Source organism: Paenibacillus vortex V453 (assembly GCF_000193415.1).
Taxonomy (GTDB): domain Bacteria; phylum Bacillota; class Bacilli; order Paenibacillales; family Paenibacillaceae; genus Paenibacillus_AQ; species Paenibacillus_AQ glucanolyticus.
In genome coordinates this window covers 57007-74499 of the sequence record NZ_ADHJ01000013.1, presented here as the reverse complement: position 1 = coordinate 74499, position 17493 = coordinate 57007, and the positions used below count along the sequence as shown (strand labels likewise).

Below are 17493 nucleotides of genomic sequence, written 5' to 3'. Positions count from 1 at the left end.
CCGGCCTTTTTTATCACACCTGGGCGCTGCCTGATTCTGAAGTTTAAATCAGCAGATTAAACAGGTTCATGTTTTTGTTCAGCTCTGTATAATCCAATCCCTTGCGCTGCATTCGCTCAACTAGCGGACCATAATCCTCCGGTCTCAGAAGCTCGATGCCCACGAGGGCTGGCCCATCTTCCTTGTTATGCTTCTTGGTATATTCAAAGCGGGCGATATCGTCATCCGGACCAAGCACTTCTTCCAGAAACTCGCGGAGCGCACCTGCACGCTGCGGGAAGTTAATCATGAAGTAATGCTTCAATCCTTCGTATATCAAGGAACGCTCCTTGATTTCCTGCATCCGGTCAATATCGTTATTGCCCCCGCTGATGATGCATACCACCGTTTTTCCCTTAATGCGGTCCCGGTTCATATCCAGCGCAGCAACGGCCAGCGAGCCCGCAGGCTCAACAACGATGGCATTCTCGTTATACAGCTCAAGGATGGTAGTACAGGCTTTTCCTTCCGGGACAGTCACAATGTCATCAACCAGCTCGTTGCAGATATCGTAGGTCAGCTGCCCGACACGCTTCACCGCAGCGCCATCCACAAACTTGTCGATCTCGTTCATGGTGACGACCTCGCCCTGCTTCTTGGACTCGATCATGGATGCTGCGCCGAGCGGTTCAACGCCAATGACTTGCGTCGTTGGGCTTACGGTTTTGACATAAGTTGCAACCCCTGCAGCAAGACCGCCGCCGCCAATCGTTACAAATATATAATCCGCTGGCGTATCGAGCTCCTCCATTACCTCCATGCCGATCGTACCGTTGCCCGCGATAATCTTCGCTTCATCAAACGGATGGATGAAGGTCATGCCGAATTCATCGCAAGCCTTGATCGCTTCGGCATAAGCATCGTCAAAGGTATCGCCTGTCAGGATGACCTCCACGCTGCCCCCGCCAAAACGCTTCACCTGCTTCACCTTCTGATTCGGGGTCGTGCTTGGCATATAAATCTTGCCTTTAATATTCAGCGCATTACAGGAAAAAGCCACCCCTTGCGCATGGTTTCCAGCACTCGCACACACGATGCCCTCGCTTCGTTCCTCTTCGGTCAAGCTGCGAATCATGTTGTAAGCGCCTCGGATCTTGAAGGATCGAACTACCTGCAAGTCTTCGCGCTTCAAGTACACTTCGCAGTCATATTTGGCTGACAGCACAGCATCCCGCTGCAGCGGTGTCCGCACGATCACTTCGCGAAGCACGTGGTGTGCGCGTACGATGTCCTCCATGCTGACTGTTCGTTTTGTCGTATACGTCTCTTCCATTCTCTAAGATCACACTCCCACTTCGCTGCCAGGTTTGCGTATATCCCTCCGCTACCCTTCGTTACGTATTTCTATCATTGTATCACTTTTCATGAAAATATCCCGCCCTTTTCTGACATGCTTTCGGAAAAAAGGGCATTTTCACAACAAGTATAAGCCGGTGCACAGCCGGTACCCTGGATAGGTCCATGAAGGATCGGACCTTCCCTTTCAAGAGGTTGACTTCCTTCTGACACTTTACTACTATAAAGTATGAAAGTTAACCTAAATTTTGGGAGGGGTTTTAAATGAGGAAGAAAGTATTGTATGGGTTATTGGCGGGTACGCTCACGCTGGGGATCGGTACAGGCGCTATGGCGTCGTCAGCTTTGGAGCCAATCAAAGCCTATTTGAACAGCAAGATTTCCCTGAAGTTAAACGGTACGGTGGTAACGCCAAAAGACGCAAACGGCAAAACCGTGCTGCCGATCACCTATAACGGCACGACGTACTTGCCTGTGCGAGCTGTAGGCGATCTGATGGATATCGACATTCGTTATGATAGCGCAACTTCTTCAGTACTGATTGGCGGCAATCAGGGATCCCCATCCGAAACCTCCAGTCCGTTATCATTAAGCTCACTCGGAGCCTCCGTATTGGGGACATCGGCCTGGCACACCAAAGATTCCAGCGATACGGTCTACAAAGGCAAGGATTATAAAGACGTTTATTTACATACCAATTCGGCCAAACAAGGCAACAGCTTCCAGATCATGACGGGTAAAAAATATGCCAAACTGCATCTCGAGCTGGCCGTGACTGGCGGTGCGCAAGAAATCGTAATTATGGACCACAACAACTCAACGCTCAAAAAGGTGTCCCTGACTGCTGAAGATGGCCTGGTCGGCGTAGACGTCGATGTATCGGCTGCCGATTTTATTTTTGTGGAGATCGTTGATGAAGGTCCGGGCACTTCCCTGTTTGTTCCTCTGACCAGTTCCTATTTGACAAAATAAGTCCTTGCGATGATTCGTGCGGGCGGAAGGCCATGATATTGAAAGCCGGGGGTTAATGCCCCCGGCTTTCGCGTGTCTATCTGTATGATCTATTTTAATTCTGACAAACACTGCTTCATACCTGTTCGGGTGAGACCACCTGCTTGTTAGTCATCGGAATCACGATCACGTTCCCCGTCTGCGTGGTGATTGTAATCTGACGTTGCAAGATCTCCACGCCCAGCCTTTCTTTCACGTCTTCCATGGAAGGCTCCTCAATAGCGTGAGTGCCGGGAGCGCTGGGAGTGCCATATACCGCAGAAATCAGCCAATGCGTCCCGGGGTCCATCGCCGCCTTCAACGTAGGAATGACGGTCCGGGGATGCAAAAGATTCGTATTCGACTGCGGATAGATGAACTCTGCCGTATCGTAACCGAGCATGCCATAGATGGCGCTGGTGCCGAAAGTGCCGGAAGCCGAAGCTGCTCCATCTCCCGCCCGGGAGCTGCTCAGAGATCCTAAACCTAACGCAAACCCGCCTTCCGCAGCATCCAGTGTCCTGACCGTGCTGATCCGGTGAATACGGATATGCCAGGGCAGGCCTGCAGCAATCCACGTCTGAACCTCCACATCTCTCCACGGCTTCCACTTCGCATATAATACATGCTCCTGTATCCGTGTCTCCTCGCACAATCGTTTCACCCTGTACAGATGATCACCCTCGCTAAGCGCCAGCATGGAATCAAAAGCCCCCTGGGAAAGTCCCCATTCGGCTCTTGGCACACTGAACGCAAAGGCGGTAGAGTAAACAAACTTCTCATATTTGGCGGATGTATGTGTATGCTCGTTCGTAGAGGGATGACCCGTATTAAAAGCTGCCACGTGACCAGCCTTCTCCTCACGGCAAATGACCAGATGTGCCGGCTCCTGCACCGACATGCTTCCTGTGCCTGTCCTTGTTCCTGTCCCTATCCCCGTCTCTGTCTTCGTCATCTCCAGCTCCTCGGCCAACCAGAAAGGATGCTCCTCTGGCAAGGCCAGAATTAGAAACGTCTTCAATGACCAATACACGGAGCCTGGCGAATTATAATTCTCGGACATGATCTGATTCGGGTAGGCATAACCCACCGTTAATACACCGTCCCGGTCAAAAATAGGCTGCTGAAACCACCATCTGAGGTTTCGCAGGACAAGCCCCTTCAGCGATCCCAGACTCAGCCCTTCCAGTCCGGCATAGGCAGCAGCCGACCAGAAGCCCGACTGGGCGAATCGGTAAGTCAGGCTACGTCCGTATGGAATAGCCGCCCCATCGGAAGTAAACCAGTGGACAAAATCACGGGCAAACACCGCCGCCCGCCCCCGGTAACTCTGGGCACGTTCAGGATCCTCATCCCCCATCAGCTCTGCATATACAAGGCCGTAGAAATGAAAGGCATACGGCACGTAGTAATCGCAGTGTCCGCCAACTCCATCGCTATACCAGCCAGCACCCAGATAGAAATCCTCAATCCGTTGAAGATTTTTCTCCAACCGAACTGCATCGTAAGGCAGTCCAGTCTTATGGAAGCCAACGTTCACCAGCACATGGAAGAACAGCCAATTACAATCATGACAAGGATGATGGTTAATCTGATCCAGCCACTGATAGAGATTCGACTTCTCTCTATCGCTCAGCGGCTGCCAAATCCGGTCCGGAACCAAGGCAAAGGCTAATCCGAATACCGCCATCTCCACCAGACGCTGATCATAGTCGCGTACCTCCCCCCAATACTCCGCATGTCCCGGATCGGTTCCCGAACGTATCCCTTGAAGACAGAGCTCCCATAGTTCTTCGTGTGAGCCGCCCGCGATGGCCGGAACGAGTCCCCACAGTATCCGCGAGAAGCCTTCCATCCCTGCGACATTGGCGTAGGCATCCTTACTTGAGCTGCCAAGGATTAATCTGGAATGCCCCGCACTGTAACACCCTTTCAAAGGCTCCAATAGCTGCGAGAGCGCCTCCTGCACATCCAGTCTTGTCTTCAGCGGATTCTGGGAAACCGGATGTGTAAAGCCACCCCCGAGATTTCCAACACCCTCTATGCTCATCTTATATACTCACTCCATTTCCGGGGGTTCTCTGCTCTTATCTTCCGGGCCGGCCTCTATCTGAAACGTCTGCTTTCCCTATCTCCTCATCTCGATCCTCTGTCTGATCTGCCTGCTTTCCCTATCTCTTCTGATCTTCCTCGGTTTCTTCATGTTTCCGTAAAGCTGGTATTTCCTCTATAACTTCCTTCATTTGTTCTTAATACCGAGACTGCCCCCTCATTCTCCATTACTCCCAATAAAATGGACCCTTCTCTCGCAACCGCGCGAGACCTTCCACAAAGAAAAAGTCACCATAAATGAGAGGCACGTCGACATTCTGAGCTTGCGGGTAGTGGCTTGTGCCGTGCAGAATCAAACCCTCCTCTTCATCGTTGTCCCAAGTGCCGTAATTCCGGTACAGCGATTCCAGAATCCGGATCGCAGGCTTCCGGTATAAGGCAGCTTGCCCTTGATCTACCTTGTCGGCCAGAAGCAGCAGTCCGCTTGCCGCACAGGCACCGGCGGAAGAATCCCGGTATATGCGTGCCTCGTCCGGTGCGCGGAAATCCCAGAACGGCACATGATCTTCCGGCAGGTTCGCAAGAAAGAAATGCGCGACCGTTTTGGCTGTATCGAGGTAAACCTGCTTACCTGTATGATGGTAGGCAAGCGTCAAGCCGTAAATCGCCCATGCCGTCCCTCTGGACCAGGCGGATTCCGGCGCATAGCCCTGACCTCCGATGCCTTCGATGCGCTCACCGGATACCGGATCGTAACGAACGATATGATACACGGACCCGTCAGGACGGACAAAGTCCCTGACTACCGTATCCATATGTGCTTCGGCAATATGACGATAGCGCGGATCGCCGCTGACCTCGGATGCCTGGAACAGCAGCGCCGTATTCATGGAGCAGTCGATAATGGCAAGACCTGCATTGTCCTCTCCTTCCGACCACGGATTCCAGGCTCGAATATACCGACCGTTCAAGTTGAAGCGTGCAGTCAGGTAATTGGCTGCCTTCAGCGCCCGGATCTTCGACTCTTCATTGCCGGTAAGCTTGTAAGAGGCCATGCTGGTCAGCATCCACATAAAGCCGAGATCGTGATCCAGACGCACATACTCGTTCAGCACATCGTCCAGACGGAGCTCGCATTGCTCGGCTAAACTTCGTAATGCCGCATCGCCGCTGTCATTGTACAGAAGCCACAGCATCCCCGGCCAGAAGCCGGCCGTCCACCAATGCGGCGCCTCCAGTTGATAAACCCCGTTCTGGCTGGCATGCGGAAAGCCCGCCCCGATCCGCACTGCATTTCGCTGCGTTTTTACAAGCGCCTTCTCCCAGGCCTCCGTCAACCAATCTAATGCCGTTTCTGTTCCCATGCCTCTTCACTCCTCGATTCATATGAATTGAAATCCAAGCCCTATATTCACGCACAAGCCCGGGTCCTTCACGTTAAAATCAATGGCATACCAAGTCGCATCCTTGCCATCATGATCACGGAACGTATAAGCTTTCAGCTCAGGCTCCATCAGCTCGGGATCGTAATGAATCGCCAGACTCGGTCTGTCGTCCATGGAAAGATCCGGCTCCCGGGTACATTCCGAATCTTGAACGGCTGTCCGCTTCCAGGTTCGTTCATCTGCTGCTAGTCCTTCCGCAGCCTCTTCTTTCCTCTGAACCTGTTCCTGCTCCCTAATCTCCCCCTGCTCATCAGCACCCGCTGCCCGCAGCACAACCATCCAGCACTCATTCAGCTGCTTCAGTTCGGGCTGTACCCTTGTCACAATTCGCTCTACCAGGCTGCCCGGCGGCGAATGAAAATTAAAACGGTCACGCAGCGTTAATACCGGTCTCTCCTCCTGCTTGTTCCACTCCAAGGACCTAACGAATTCCCGAAGCACCGGAGCGCGGTAGGCCGAGGTCAGCTCGACCGTGAGCATTTCCTTTTCTTCCCCGGTCGCAGCTTCCAATACAATTGCTTCGCTGTCCGCGCCCTCGCACTGGACATGCCCATCAATAATTGGCACGGAATGGCCCTGTGAGCCGTTGCAATCATAATCGTATCGTCCATCGCCGAAATAATCCGCCGTGTACTCGCCGCAGCCGAGATCCGAGCACCACACCTCTCCCGCACCATACAGAATAAAATGACCAAGATCATTATGGTTGTGAGGCTCGTCATTCCTGCCGCCCTTGGCCGCAAATGCATAGAGTTCCTCTCCATCCGAGACTCTGGAGATCAGCCACCGGGCATCCGGCAAGTAATAGCTTGCCTCCCCCCATTCGCTTCCCGGCTTCCCGGGGTCCCTCCAGATCAGATTGCGCAGAGCCGGAGCCCAGCGGCTGCAATGATCGTCACCGTACGCGGACCGCAGGGAAGGAGGCGGTGTCTCGAAGTCTTCATATAATCCAGCCAAATAATGAGACAAGCCGATATGTACCGCGCTTTCCGGCTGCGAGTCGGAGAAGTTGACAACCGCCCTCCCGCCCAAAAAAGAGCGTTGCTGGAACAAGGCGATGCGGCTCACCTTCTCATCACGGAACCAATCCATTGCGCCTTGGCTGCGCTTAAGCAGCAAATCAGCATAATACACAAAATAACCGAACCCATAGTTCCAGTATCCCAGCCCCTCCAGACAAGCTCCGTCAGCACCAAAGCCTTGCAGATAATAAGCCATGCAGCGCTCCGTCTTCAACAAAATCTCCTCCAGCTCACCCGTATCTTCCATCATCAGAAGGGCAGCAGAGCCGATGGAGCCCGCACAGACGGCAGACCAATTGTGTGTTGCGGTCTCCCATCCAAACTCATGGCTGAGAAATGGGGTGAACAGGCGCCTTGCAACCTCGTCCTCCATCCTCGAGATCAGCAGCGGCGCCAAGCGATCCTGCAGCAGCAAGCGGATTTCGCTGAGGGTAAACCCTGTCTCTGCACTGAACAGGTCGATCGTGCTTCGAATATTAGCGGAGGACTCACCGTTCAGATGGGCCGGCAAACACCAGGTATACTCATCGCAGATTGTCCAGATCATCTCCTGAAGTGCCAGCAGATACTCCTCCTTGCCTGGCTCAAGCAGGGTCAGAAGAGCACACGTATTCAGCCGCCGCCTTCGCTCGAAGTAGACCTTCTCGTATTCCAGTCTCGTTCCCTGCCGGGCGAACCGCGCGAATAAATCATAGGTCAGCTGCGGGATCGGTTCCGCCAGCAGCCGTTCCCCTTCCCGCCGAATCTGGGCAATGTCCTCCTCGTAAGCCCCGCTGCTCTGGATATCTTCCCAGAACGACCTCTGGTCTCCATTCGGATAATACAATCGTAGATCCACCGAAGCCCAGCGGGTCACGGCCGGTTTCAGCTCCTGCTCCCTGCTCATCAAGTACCCCCCATTGCTCTTTTCTTGATAAAATAATGGCTTCGCGTAAGATGTTAATCTGATTACTATCTAAACCATCAACCACTCCGATACTCTATGGGCGTTACGCCCGCATACGCCTTAAATATTTTGCTGAAATAACTTACATTGTCATAGGCCAGGCTTTCGCAGATCTCCCCAACCGTGCGGTCCGTCTGTCTCAGCTGATCCTTGGCGCGCTCCATCTTCATCCGGGTTACGTATTCGATAAAGGTAATGCCGGTTTCTTTCTTGAACAAACGGCTGAAATAACTCGGGTTCAGATGCAGGCTGCCCGCTACCTCATCCAGCGTGATCCTCCGGTCCAGCCGGAGGGACACATATTTGCAGGCATCCGCTACCTCTGATCTTCGGCTGCCTCCAAATCCTCCGCCCAGTGCCTGTGCCGTGGATTCCAAATGCGCGTATAACCACGACCGCAGCTCGTTCAAGGAATCCATGTCCATAATCTCCTTATGCAGCGCATCTGCCGTATAAGCGGGGGAAAGCGATTGCAGAAGATGAAGCCGTAGCTTCATATCCAGCAGGAGCTTCAAGACCCAGTCCTTCACCAATTCCGGCGCAAACCGGTTTTCTTGAATCCAGGCAATCCATCGAGCCGCCGTATCGCGGACTGCATCGAACGCATCCTTGCTAAGCAGCGATTCCCGCAGCTCCGAGCTGGCCTGTTCATAATGGACGAAGGGATCGGATGCTCGGCCAAGTCCCGGCTTTTCCTGTCTTCCCAGAGATCTGGATACCTCCCCCGGTTCCAGATAAAATCGCTGATGCTCGCAAGCCAGCAGTTCGTTCAGCCCAAGCTTTAGCCCCTCCGGACTTGCGCACCCACTGCCAACCAGAAACGACATTCGAATTCGAAGCACGCGCGTGAGTGTAGCCCGGACTCCTTGAAGGCATGCGGCGACTTCATCATATATGTTGTTTTTCAATCCGGGAGCATAGGAGAACAAGAGCAATGAAGTCTTTGCATCATATCCGACATGCACCGCATCCGGATTCAGGTCGTCCAGCACCTCGCGCAGCACGTTGGAGAGAGCAAAATGCAGCGTCTGGTTGGAGGCGAAGCGATGCTTGATATCCCGTGCGTCCTCCAGGTATCCGATAACGGGAAGACAATGATGGCCAGGCCGCAGCACGCCGTACTCCGATAGCTCATGCTGCCATTTTTCCGGAGACAGCAGGGGCTGGTGGATGAAATTTTTAAAACTCTGCTCCTTGCGCAGCTCCCGGGATTCGTCCACAAGATGAATCATGCGAGACCGCTCCCAGCCCTTCTGGACCTCCTCGTCCATCGCCTGCTTGAATCTTCTCAGCAGCTGTGCCAGCTCCTCGGGGTCCAGCGTGTCCTTAAGCAGATAATCCTGCACGTTCAGGCGCATGGCCTGCTGGGCATATTGGAACTCATTATGACAAGAGAGAATGGCAATTCGGACATCGGCCTTGACCTCTTTTATGCGTGCAGACAGCTCAAGTCCGTTCATCTTGGGCATACCGATATCGGTGATCAGAATGTCCGGGGGTTGAGTCCTGGCATGCTCCCAGGCACTCATTCCATTCTCATAACTTCCCATCAGGTTCAGACCCAGCTCATTCCATGATATCGTCTCGGATAATAACTCGATGACCGGATAATCATCGTCTACCAGCATCACGTTATACATCGGCATTCCCTCTTTCCGGTATATGCATTTCGATCACCGTTCCCTGACCCGGCTCACTGTAAACATGGCACTGAAAAGCCTCGCCAAACACCATTCTCATCCGCTCCATCACATTTTGCAGACCTATCCGGGAGAAACTCCCGCTGCCTGCTTCATCTTGTATCGAGGCGTTTGCTGCTCCTTGTCTTATTTTCCGGATGATGGACTCCCTTGTCGCGACCTCCATGCCGATCCCGTTATCCTTCACCTTCAATATAATATGCCTGCCTTCCATAACCGCTGTTATGGCAATCGTTCCCGCATGCTGATTAAACCCATGGATCAGCGCATTCTCCACAATCGGCTGCAGGAAGAGGCGCGGTACCTTAAACAGGAACGCTTCTGCGGCAATATCCAATTCCAGCCGGACGTCCTCCTTCTGCCTGAGATTCATCAGGGCCACGTAATGCGAGATCAGATCGATCTCCTCGTGAAGATAAATTTCATCCTCTTCCCGGCTGATTGTCATGCGCAGCAGCATCGATAAGGAGCCTATCATCTTGGCGCTGTCCGGGTCTCCCCGCTTCATAACCTTCATCCGGATGGAGTTCAGGACGTTGAACAGGAAATGGGGGTGAATCTGGGCCTGGAGCATCCTCAGCTCCGCCTTTCTTTTGCGGGTCTGGTTATCCGATATTTCGGCAATCATCAGCTTGAACCGGTCCAGCATGTCATCGAATAGATGCCCCAAACGGCCGATCTCATCATTGCCTTCGATGTTCGACCGCACCTCCAAATTGCCGCGCTGCACACTCGTCACTACCTTGCCGAGCCGAACAAGCGGCTTCGTGAAGGTCCGGACCAGTGCAATCAGCAGCAGCAAGAAGACCAGGAAAGAGCCCATCTGAAACAGAAACACCCTGCTGAAAATGGCATTGATGTTCACGATTGCCGATTTGTACGGCTGCATCATTACAAGCCGCCATCCGGCAGATGGAATGTCCTGCTGCACCATCAAATATTTCTCTCCGTCCATCGTAACGATGGAGTATGGCTCAGCCGTTCCGGTCTCGCTCAGGTAGGCAAATGGGGTGCCGATGCTGTCCGGATGAGTGCTCGACACAATGTTCCCCTGCCCATCAATCATCAGCACATCGCTGCCTTCGGACAGAGAGTTAAAGATCCTGCTGATTTGATCCTCGGTAAATGTCACGATAACATAACCGTAAACCTCCGAATCCAGAAGCCGAAGGGTGCGCACCACGGACAGCTGATTCGGATGATCGATCCGATCGGAACGGAACACCGTGGGCTCCGGCCCTGTCCACAGCGACTCCAGTCCCCGCAGCTGCTCGACCTGCCTGAACCATGACTGCCGCCTGTAATCCAGCGGATTGTAATCGCTTACGGAATAATTCATATAATAAGCTCCGTTTGTCAGCAGCACGGTAACATAGCTGTGCTCGCCCACCACCGTCAAGCTGTCCAGAAGCTCCAGCACGCGATGCGATTCAACGAATCGGCGGTACGGATCTTCATCCTCATTGCCGGAAGCCACCTGCTTGAAATAGGAATTCAAGGTGGAATTCACCTGGATGTAGTTGGCGATATTGAGCTTGCTCAGGAGCAGGTTCGTGACGGACCCGCGAACCAGCTGCAGCGCATCATTGGCATTGGATACTGCCTGCTGCCGCAGAGCTTCCTTCGTTAAGGAATTGTACAGAATCAAGCTGACAATTGCCGGAACGATAATGCACATGACGGACGCCAGAATCAGCTTATGACGAATGGAGCTGGGCACATATCTTTTGAGCCGTTCAAGCATATCCTTCACCTCAGCCCGGAGTGTTCCTTACCTATACGCTTCGAGATACGATGGCAAAAAAGGGACGAAGGCTCGCCCCTTTTTTTCGTTTATTATACCAGATCATTTTTTGTTGGAATCGATAATTTTGTTCACACGCTCCTGGGTGCTCTTAAGAGTCTGAGCTATATCCTGATTGCCGAGGATCAGCTTCTCATACTCCTCATTCACCGCCTCGTACACTTCGGCCTGATAGGAGGAAGGCGGAGCGATGGCCGAGGCTTTCGATATAACAAGTGTGTCGACAAGCGATTTTTTGTCTACCTTTTCCGGACTTTTGGTGCCTGCCAGGATGGTGTCGATGATTCCCTCCACCTGCTCGCTCTTCACCTGCTGCCAGGCAGGAATGTTCTTGCCCTGTACGATCTGACCTTCCGTTGTGTACCAGCGGACAAACTTGTAAGCCTCTTCCTTGTGCTTCGATTTGGCAGCAACGGCCACATAGTCCGTAGAGACTGATGTCAGTCCGATCGGGTCACTCTCTTTGTTTTTGGGATACGGGGCGACAGCCACTTGGAAATCCAGCGGCACCTTGTCGGTTCCGCCGATCTCGGTATTCATCCAGCTTCCAATCGTGATCATGCTTGCCGACTGGTTAAAGAACTGTGTCCGGTAATTCAGCTTCTGAGAGATAATGTCGGTATAGGGAACAGAAGACTGATCCTCCTTCTCCATCTTCACTCTCAGCTCCAGCGTCTCCCGAAATGTAGGGTTATCCAGATTGGAAGACCCATCCGCCTTCAGGAAGTCGGCATCCTGCGGCTGGTTAGCCATCTTCAGCTTCAGGAATTCCATCCAGCCACCCCCTTGCGGGCCGTGAAAATATGTGCCATAGCGCTTGCTTGCCCCTTCGCCCTGAGTCAGCTGCTTCGCATAGTCCGCATAGTCGTCCCAGGTCCAATCCGTCGGAACGGGAAGGCCCGCCTCCTCCAGGTGGTCCTTATTCAGCAGCACATACCAGGGGTTGAATTTTCCGGGAAGCGCATACACTTTTCCATCCAGATGGGTATCCACTTTATAGTCAGTCTCCACGGTGTAGCCGTCCTTGGCGATGTATTCGTCCAGCGGTTCGGCCATGCCAAGCGCAACCCGCTGGGCATACCCTGCCGGATCGCTGAACATGAGAATATCCATTTGCGCCGAGGACGCGGCTTCAAGGTCCATCTTCTTCATCGCTTCCTGGCTGTCTCCCTTCTCGCTTAGCTGAACCAGCTCAATGGTCACACCGGGTGTTGCATCCTCGTAAGCTTGAATCGTTTTGCTCCAATTGTAGGCTTCCTCCGTACCGTGCGTATACAGCCTCAGATTGACCGTCTCTCCACCCTCGGCGGCTCCTTCTCCTGCCGTACCGCTCGGTTCCTTCGTGCCTCCGCCGCAGCCGGACAGCAGACTGAATGCCATCGTCCCTGCTAGTATCCCTGCCCACCATTTCTTGTTCATCATCGTTATCGAGCCCTCCCCAATCATATCATTCTATAAGAAGCGCGATTCTCCGGGATGTCCTTGTGACTATCCCTTGACCCCGCCCAGTGCAATTCCTTCGATGACACTCTTCTGACCTATGATAAAAACAATCAGCAGCGGGAATATGGCCGACACGGCCGCCGCCATAATCAGCGAATAAAACTCACCGCTTAAAGACGTAAATTTCTGCATCGCCAGCGGAATCGTAAACAGCCGATCCGTTCGAAGAAAGATGAGCGGATTCTGATAGTCATTCCATGTCCAGATAAAACGCAGAATCGCATAGGTAGCCACAGCGGGCTTTACCAGCGGCAGCGCAATGGACCAGAATATCCGCGGATGGCTCGCACCGTCGATTTTGGCGGATTCGATGAATTCCTGGTGCACCCCCATGAAGAATTGCCGCAGCATAAACGTCCCCAGCACGCTGAAACTCCCAAGCATAATGAGGCCGAGATGATTATCAAACAGCCCAATGTTGCGGTACAGGATAAACTGCGGGATCAGAATGGCCTGACCCGGGATCATGTAGGTCACAAGCACAATGATGAACAGCCAATTCCCGGCGGCAAACTGGATTTTGGAGAACCCATAGGCTGCCAGCGCGGATACCATTGCCGAGATGAGGGTTGTGAGCATGCTAACCTTGATCGAGTTCCAATAGTAGAGATAGAAGGGATAATCACCGAACCATACCTCCCTGTAATTCTGGATCGCGTTCCATTCCCGCGGAATCCATTGAATCGGATACACGAACACATCTCTTTCCACCTTAAAGGATGTGACCAGCATCCATATGAACGGAAGGAGGAACAGCATACTCACAACGAACATCACGATGGTTACGAAGAGCTTGCGCCAGTCAACGCCAGCTTGTGTCTGCATATAACGCCCTCCTCCTAGTAGTTGACCCACTTCTTCTGAGCTGCCCACTGCCCCAGTGTAATCAGCATGACGAACCCGAACAGAACCGCGGCAATGGATGATGCATAACCTACCTTCAGGTTAACAAACGCCGTATCGTACAAATACCAGACCATCATCGTCGTAGAGCCGATCGGTCCGCCTTGTGTCATGACGGCGATGATGTCGAACACCTTGAATGTAGAGATAACCCCCGTGACCAGCAGAAAAAAAGACGTCGGTGACAGCAAGGGAAGCGTAATGCGCCTGAACTTGGTCCAGCCGTTTGCTCCATCGATATCCGCTGCTTCGTACAGATCCTTCGGTATAGACTGCAGCCCGGCAATATAGATGATCAGATTGAAGCCGATGGATATCCAAATCGATATCAGCATAATGGAGATCAGGGCAAAGTTCGGATCTGCAATCCATTTGGGCGGATTGGAAATCCCGATTGTCCGGAGGATTTCGTTAATAGGCCCGTAGGACGGCTGGAACAGTACCTGCCATACGACAGCAACCGCAACGATGTTGGATATGTAGGGCATGAAGTAGGCTACTTTAAAGTATCCCTTCATATAGACAAACCGGTCGATCAATATAGCCAGCAGCATCGATATCATCATGTAGATCGGAACCGTCAGAAGAAAAATCAAGTTGTTCCGCACGGACTTGAGAAAGATGTCGTCCTCCAGCAAATGTCGGAAATTCTGAAACCCGACCCACTGGATTCCGTCCCAGCCCTGCACAAAGTTCCAATCGGCGAATCCCAGCACGAGCGTAGCCAATATCGGAAACAGCACCAAAATGATGACGCCAAACAGCATCGGGCTTACAAATAAAATCCCCCATAGATTCTCCCCCCGCCGCAAGGAGCCCCGGGGCTTGGGCCTGCCGGTCATCTGCCGACCAGGCTTCTTCACTGTCTCCATCGTCTGTGACATGTCTGACCACCTCGTTTATCTTGGATGGCTTAAGTATAAAAAAAATACCGTCAAGTCGTTGACGGTATTTTGATCATATTCACTTTCATTTTTACCTTCTATAGGTAAGAAATGTTTAGCACTTGCACATCATGGCATCCAAGGTATTACTGGAACTTCTCCTTAAACCAGGAAGCTGCCATGCCAACCTCTGCACGGCTGAGCTGATGCCCTCCGTTCTCCCACGTGCAGCTTGACATCCGCGCCAGCCTCGCTCAGGAGTGCATTCAGATCCTCGCTCTCCTGCGGAGTGCACATCGGATCGCGCCGGCCAGCCGCGATGAAGACCGGAACGCCAGTCAGATCAGGCAGGGCCTTATCCCGCAACGGAACCATCGGATGGTGGAGTACAGCTCCTTGCAGCGCATCTCCTTCGTGAAACAGCAGGCTCGCGGCGATATTGGCCCCGTTCGAATAACCAACCGCTACGATGCGGCTGCGGTCAAAACCGTACTCGGCTGCTGCCCAGTTTAAGAACTCATTCAGATCCTGCGTACGCTTCACCAGATCCTCTACATCAAACACGCCTTCGGCCAGACGTCGGAAGAACCGGGGCATGCCGTTCTCCAGCACGTTCCCGCGGACGCCTAGCACATTCGAAGCTGGCGAGATCATCTCGGCCAGCGGCAGCAAATCCTCCTCATTGCCTCCGGTGCCGTGCAGCAGTAGCAAGGTCGGTGCCTCGGAAGATGTTCCCTGGCGATAAATATGTGTATGTTCCATATGGATTCCGTCTCCTTTTCGTTAATTTAAATAATCTAATCAGAAAACAGTCTGCAATTCCATCAAAGTCTGCCCTGATATCCAGCTTATATATCTTTAATTTAAGATTCTTCAAATACATCATACCATGGAATTCAAAAAATGCAACATCGCTTCTTCTGCATCCCGCCCGGTTTCTACGCGCATGAAAAGAGAGGAAGCCTCCAATATGGAAGTCTTCCTCTCTCATGTATATTCTCTATATGATTCCGTACGTGTTCCCCCGTAACATCACTCATTATATCAAAAGATGTTTATAATGTCAGTGTATGTTTTGGGATTTCTCACAATTTTTTTGCGATTTCATTAGGTATTATTCCAGATGACTGGATGTGAAACCATATATTTAGAAAAACTGTAATCGTTTGGTCAATACGCCTCTCGGAACCGCAAAAGCCTGTGCCCGCTTGAAGTTCATCGGCGCTCCCCGTACAATCGTGAGTGCCTTATAATATTCGATGAACGGGAAGCCATAGGTTTCCCCGCGTGCGTAAGCATATACATTCATGGCTCTTACCCAAGTTTCATAGGCTTCTTCCGGAATATCGATAAATACCTCGGGATGAAAATCATACGGATCCTCCCAATTGTCCGCATAGTATAAATGCTGGGCATAATGGGATGGAAGCTCTCGCTCAATGGTCTTCAGCCCCGCATAGAATCGCGCATCCTCCACGATATAGTGTGTATTGGCATGATCCTTATGAATGCTCTCCTTCCAGTGGGTGATTATAATGTCCGGCTTCACTTCCCGTATGACATCGGCTACCTGATACTTCACTTCCTCGTCCAGCGGAAGCTCCGCATCCTTATAAGCAAGAAATCGGACATCCGCGCCAACAATTTCGGCGAATTGATGAGCTTCGTCAATCTTCTGCTTCGCGTAATCCTCCGGCGTCATCCGAGGATGCCCCTTCTCCCCCGGCGTTAAATGAAGAAACGTTGCTCGTTGCCCGGCCTGCGTGTATTTTGCTATGACCGCTCCTGCCGTAAGATCCATATCCCCCGCATGTCCGCCAATCGCCAAAATGTGATGCTGCTTTGCTTCCGTCAATTTGATCTCTCCTTTGTAGAAAAAGTCGTAGAATCTATTTTATTGAAGCGGCTTGCTCATAATATCGAACCGGCGCGTCACGTGAAACCCGGCTTTTCGGTATAAATGTCCTGCGGGGCTTTGCTCGCCCGTCCAGAGGAACCACGCACCATGCAGCCCCTGAGCCCGCATAAGGGCGAGACAGTCATACAGCAGAATTTTTCCCAAGCCCTTCCCTTGCATCGACGGGTCCACTCCAAACGGGCCAAATCGTTCAGCAACGCCCTCGTATCCGCCATGCAGGCAAAATCCAACCAGCTTCCCCTGCTCGCGCGCAATCAGGATCTGATCCGTTCTTAATTGCTGCAGCAATCCCTCACGAATCGCCCGGCCCCAATCAGGGTTAAACACGTCCGTTGCAAAATCAATCAGCTCCACCAGATCGCCGTCCTGAGCCAGCTGAAAGGTAAAGCCCTCCTGCTCGCGCTGCTGCTTCAGCTCCGCAACTTCAAGCGGCATATGGAAATTAACCAGGGAGCGATCCATTGCAACCGCCGTGTAATTCCGGGTAAAACTGCTGGCTTGCAGCCATCCAAGGCCCTCAGGATACCGCTCGCCATCGATACCCGGGACCATATAATTCGGGGCATAAGAGGAGAAAAAAACTGTACGGCGTCTATGGCGTCGAAGGAAATCCTCACCTTCCTGAAGCAGCCGCGCCCCAACGCCCTGTCTTCGCAGCGACGGATCGGTATAAAAGAAGGTAATCCAGCCCCGATCCGGCTCCAGCTCGGTTCCGATCATCGGGAGTCTCCGGCGCACCGCATACAGGACGCCTACAATTCGATGTTCCAGCTCGGCCACCCGCAGGCCCTGCGGATCAAAGTTCGGGTCCAGCAGCACCAAGTTCCGAAAGCGAAGACGGGTGATGGGATCTCCCGGCACACAGGCATTCCATAAGGTTGTGATGCCTTCTTCATCTCCAGGCCGATAAGACCTGTAGGTTAGGGTCGTCATAGCGTGTTCCCTCCTCAATTTCTCGTTATAGGTCCCGTTCCGGTTAACGTGAAGCGAA

Annotated in this window: 12 protein-coding genes and 1 pseudogene; 1 reads left to right on the top strand and 12 read right to left on the bottom strand. The window is 52.6% G+C overall.

The genetic code is table 11. The features are described 5' to 3' along the window. Window positions 1-43: 43 nt before the first annotated feature. The gene (ilvA, locus tag PVOR_RS06435) at window positions 44-1312 is read right to left on the bottom strand and encodes a threonine ammonia-lyase IlvA (protein ID WP_006208312.1); all 1269 of its coding nucleotides are present in this window, start codon (window positions 1310-1312) and stop codon (window positions 44-46) included. 287 nt (window positions 1313-1599) lie between these two features. Between ilvA and PVOR_RS06430 the strand changes: the two genes are divergently transcribed. Further along, window positions 1600-2307: a hypothetical protein gene (locus PVOR_RS06430; RefSeq protein WP_006208311.1), complete on the top strand. Its 708-nt coding sequence runs from the start codon at window positions 1600-1602 to the stop codon at window positions 2305-2307. 115 nt (window positions 2308-2422) lie between these two features. Here the strand turns inward: PVOR_RS06430 and PVOR_RS06425 are convergent, their stop codons facing one another. From PVOR_RS06425 to PVOR_RS06375, 11 genes and pseudogenes are all read right to left on the bottom strand, one after another. Then, the gene (locus tag PVOR_RS06425; RefSeq protein WP_006208310.1) at window positions 2423-4375 is read right to left on the bottom strand and encodes a DUF2264 domain-containing protein; all 1953 of its coding nucleotides are present in this window, start codon (window positions 4373-4375) and stop codon (window positions 2423-2425) included. 229 nt (window positions 4376-4604) lie between these two features. Beyond that, entirely contained in the window at window positions 4605-5741 is a 1137-nt protein-coding gene (locus PVOR_RS06420; RefSeq protein ID WP_006208309.1) for a glycoside hydrolase family 88 protein, read from the bottom strand. Between the two features lie 18 nt (window positions 5742-5759). Then, a complete protein-coding gene (locus tag PVOR_RS06415; protein WP_006208308.1) occupies window positions 5760-7730 on the bottom strand; it encodes a heparinase II/III family protein in 1971 nt (656 codons plus the stop codon). A gap of 77 nt (window positions 7731-7807) precedes the next feature. Continuing rightward, window positions 7808-9430 (bottom strand): response regulator transcription factor, encoded by a 1623-nt coding sequence (locus PVOR_RS06410; RefSeq protein ID WP_006208307.1) that lies wholly within the window; start codon window positions 9428-9430, stop codon window positions 7808-7810. After that, window positions 9423-11234 carry a sensor histidine kinase gene (locus tag PVOR_RS06405; protein WP_006208306.1) on the bottom strand — a complete coding sequence of 604 codons (1812 nt, stop codon included), beginning with the start codon at window positions 11232-11234 and terminating at the stop codon, window positions 9423-9425. The genes PVOR_RS06410 and PVOR_RS06405 overlap by 8 nt, the downstream gene beginning before the upstream one ends. A gap of 102 nt (window positions 11235-11336) precedes the next feature. After that, window positions 11337-12716 (bottom strand): ABC transporter substrate-binding protein, encoded by a 1380-nt coding sequence (locus PVOR_RS06400; protein WP_006208305.1) that lies wholly within the window; start codon window positions 12714-12716, stop codon window positions 11337-11339. A gap of 66 nt (window positions 12717-12782) precedes the next feature. Beyond that, window positions 12783-13622, bottom strand: coding sequence for a carbohydrate ABC transporter permease (locus tag PVOR_RS06395; RefSeq protein ID WP_006208304.1), 840 nt, complete (start codon window positions 13620-13622; stop codon window positions 12783-12785). A 14-nt stretch (window positions 13623-13636) separates the two neighbouring features. Beyond that, the gene (locus PVOR_RS06390; protein ID WP_006208303.1) at window positions 13637-14584 is read right to left on the bottom strand and encodes a carbohydrate ABC transporter permease; all 948 of its coding nucleotides are present in this window, start codon (window positions 14582-14584) and stop codon (window positions 13637-13639) included. Between the two features lie 146 nt (window positions 14585-14730). After that, window positions 14731-15346 (bottom strand): annotated as a pseudogene (locus tag PVOR_RS06385) (alpha/beta hydrolase). Window positions 15347-15731: 385 nt separating this feature from the next. Continuing rightward, on the bottom strand, window positions 15732-16439 hold the full coding sequence (locus tag PVOR_RS06380) for a PIG-L deacetylase family protein (protein WP_006208301.1): 708 nt from the start codon (window positions 16437-16439) through the stop codon (window positions 15732-15734). A 39-nt stretch (window positions 16440-16478) separates the two neighbouring features. Further along, on the bottom strand, window positions 16479-17435 hold the full coding sequence (locus tag PVOR_RS06375) for a GNAT family N-acetyltransferase (RefSeq protein WP_006208300.1): 957 nt from the start codon (window positions 17433-17435) through the stop codon (window positions 16479-16481). Between the last annotated feature and the right edge of the window lie 58 nt (window positions 17436-17493).

Excerpts from the sequence above, each read along its gene's own strand:
- PVOR_RS06405 (WP_006208306.1), bottom strand. The coding sequence starts at position 11,234 with ATGCTTGAACGGCTCAAAAGATATGTGCCCAGCTCCATTCGTCATAAG.
- PVOR_RS06425 (WP_006208310.1), bottom strand. The coding sequence starts at position 4,375 with ATGAGCATAGAGGGTGTTGGAAATCTCGGGGGTGGCTTTACACATCCG.
- PVOR_RS06375 (WP_006208300.1), bottom strand. The coding sequence starts at position 17,435 with ATGACGACCCTAACCTACAGGTCTTATCGGCCTGGAGATGAAGAAGGC.
- PVOR_RS06415 (WP_006208308.1), bottom strand. The coding sequence starts at position 7,730 with ATGAGCAGGGAGCAGGAGCTGAAACCGGCCGTGACCCGCTGGGCTTCG.
- PVOR_RS06430 (WP_006208311.1), top strand. The coding sequence starts at position 1,600 with ATGAGGAAGAAAGTATTGTATGGGTTATTGGCGGGTACGCTCACGCTG.
- PVOR_RS06410 (WP_006208307.1), bottom strand. The coding sequence starts at position 9,430 with ATGTATAACGTGATGCTGGTAGACGATGATTATCCGGTCATCGAGTTA.
- PVOR_RS06420 (WP_006208309.1), bottom strand. The coding sequence starts at position 5,741 with ATGGGAACAGAAACGGCATTAGATTGGTTGACGGAGGCCTGGGAGAAG.
- ilvA (WP_006208312.1), bottom strand. The coding sequence starts at position 1,312 with ATGGAAGAGACGTATACGACAAAACGAACAGTCAGCATGGAGGACATC.
- PVOR_RS06395 (WP_006208304.1), bottom strand. The coding sequence starts at position 13,622 with ATGCAGACACAAGCTGGCGTTGACTGGCGCAAGCTCTTCGTAACCATC.
- PVOR_RS06400 (WP_006208305.1), bottom strand. The coding sequence starts at position 12,716 with ATGATGAACAAGAAATGGTGGGCAGGGATACTAGCAGGGACGATGGCA.
- PVOR_RS06390 (WP_006208303.1), bottom strand. The coding sequence starts at position 14,584 with ATGTCACAGACGATGGAGACAGTGAAGAAGCCTGGTCGGCAGATGACC.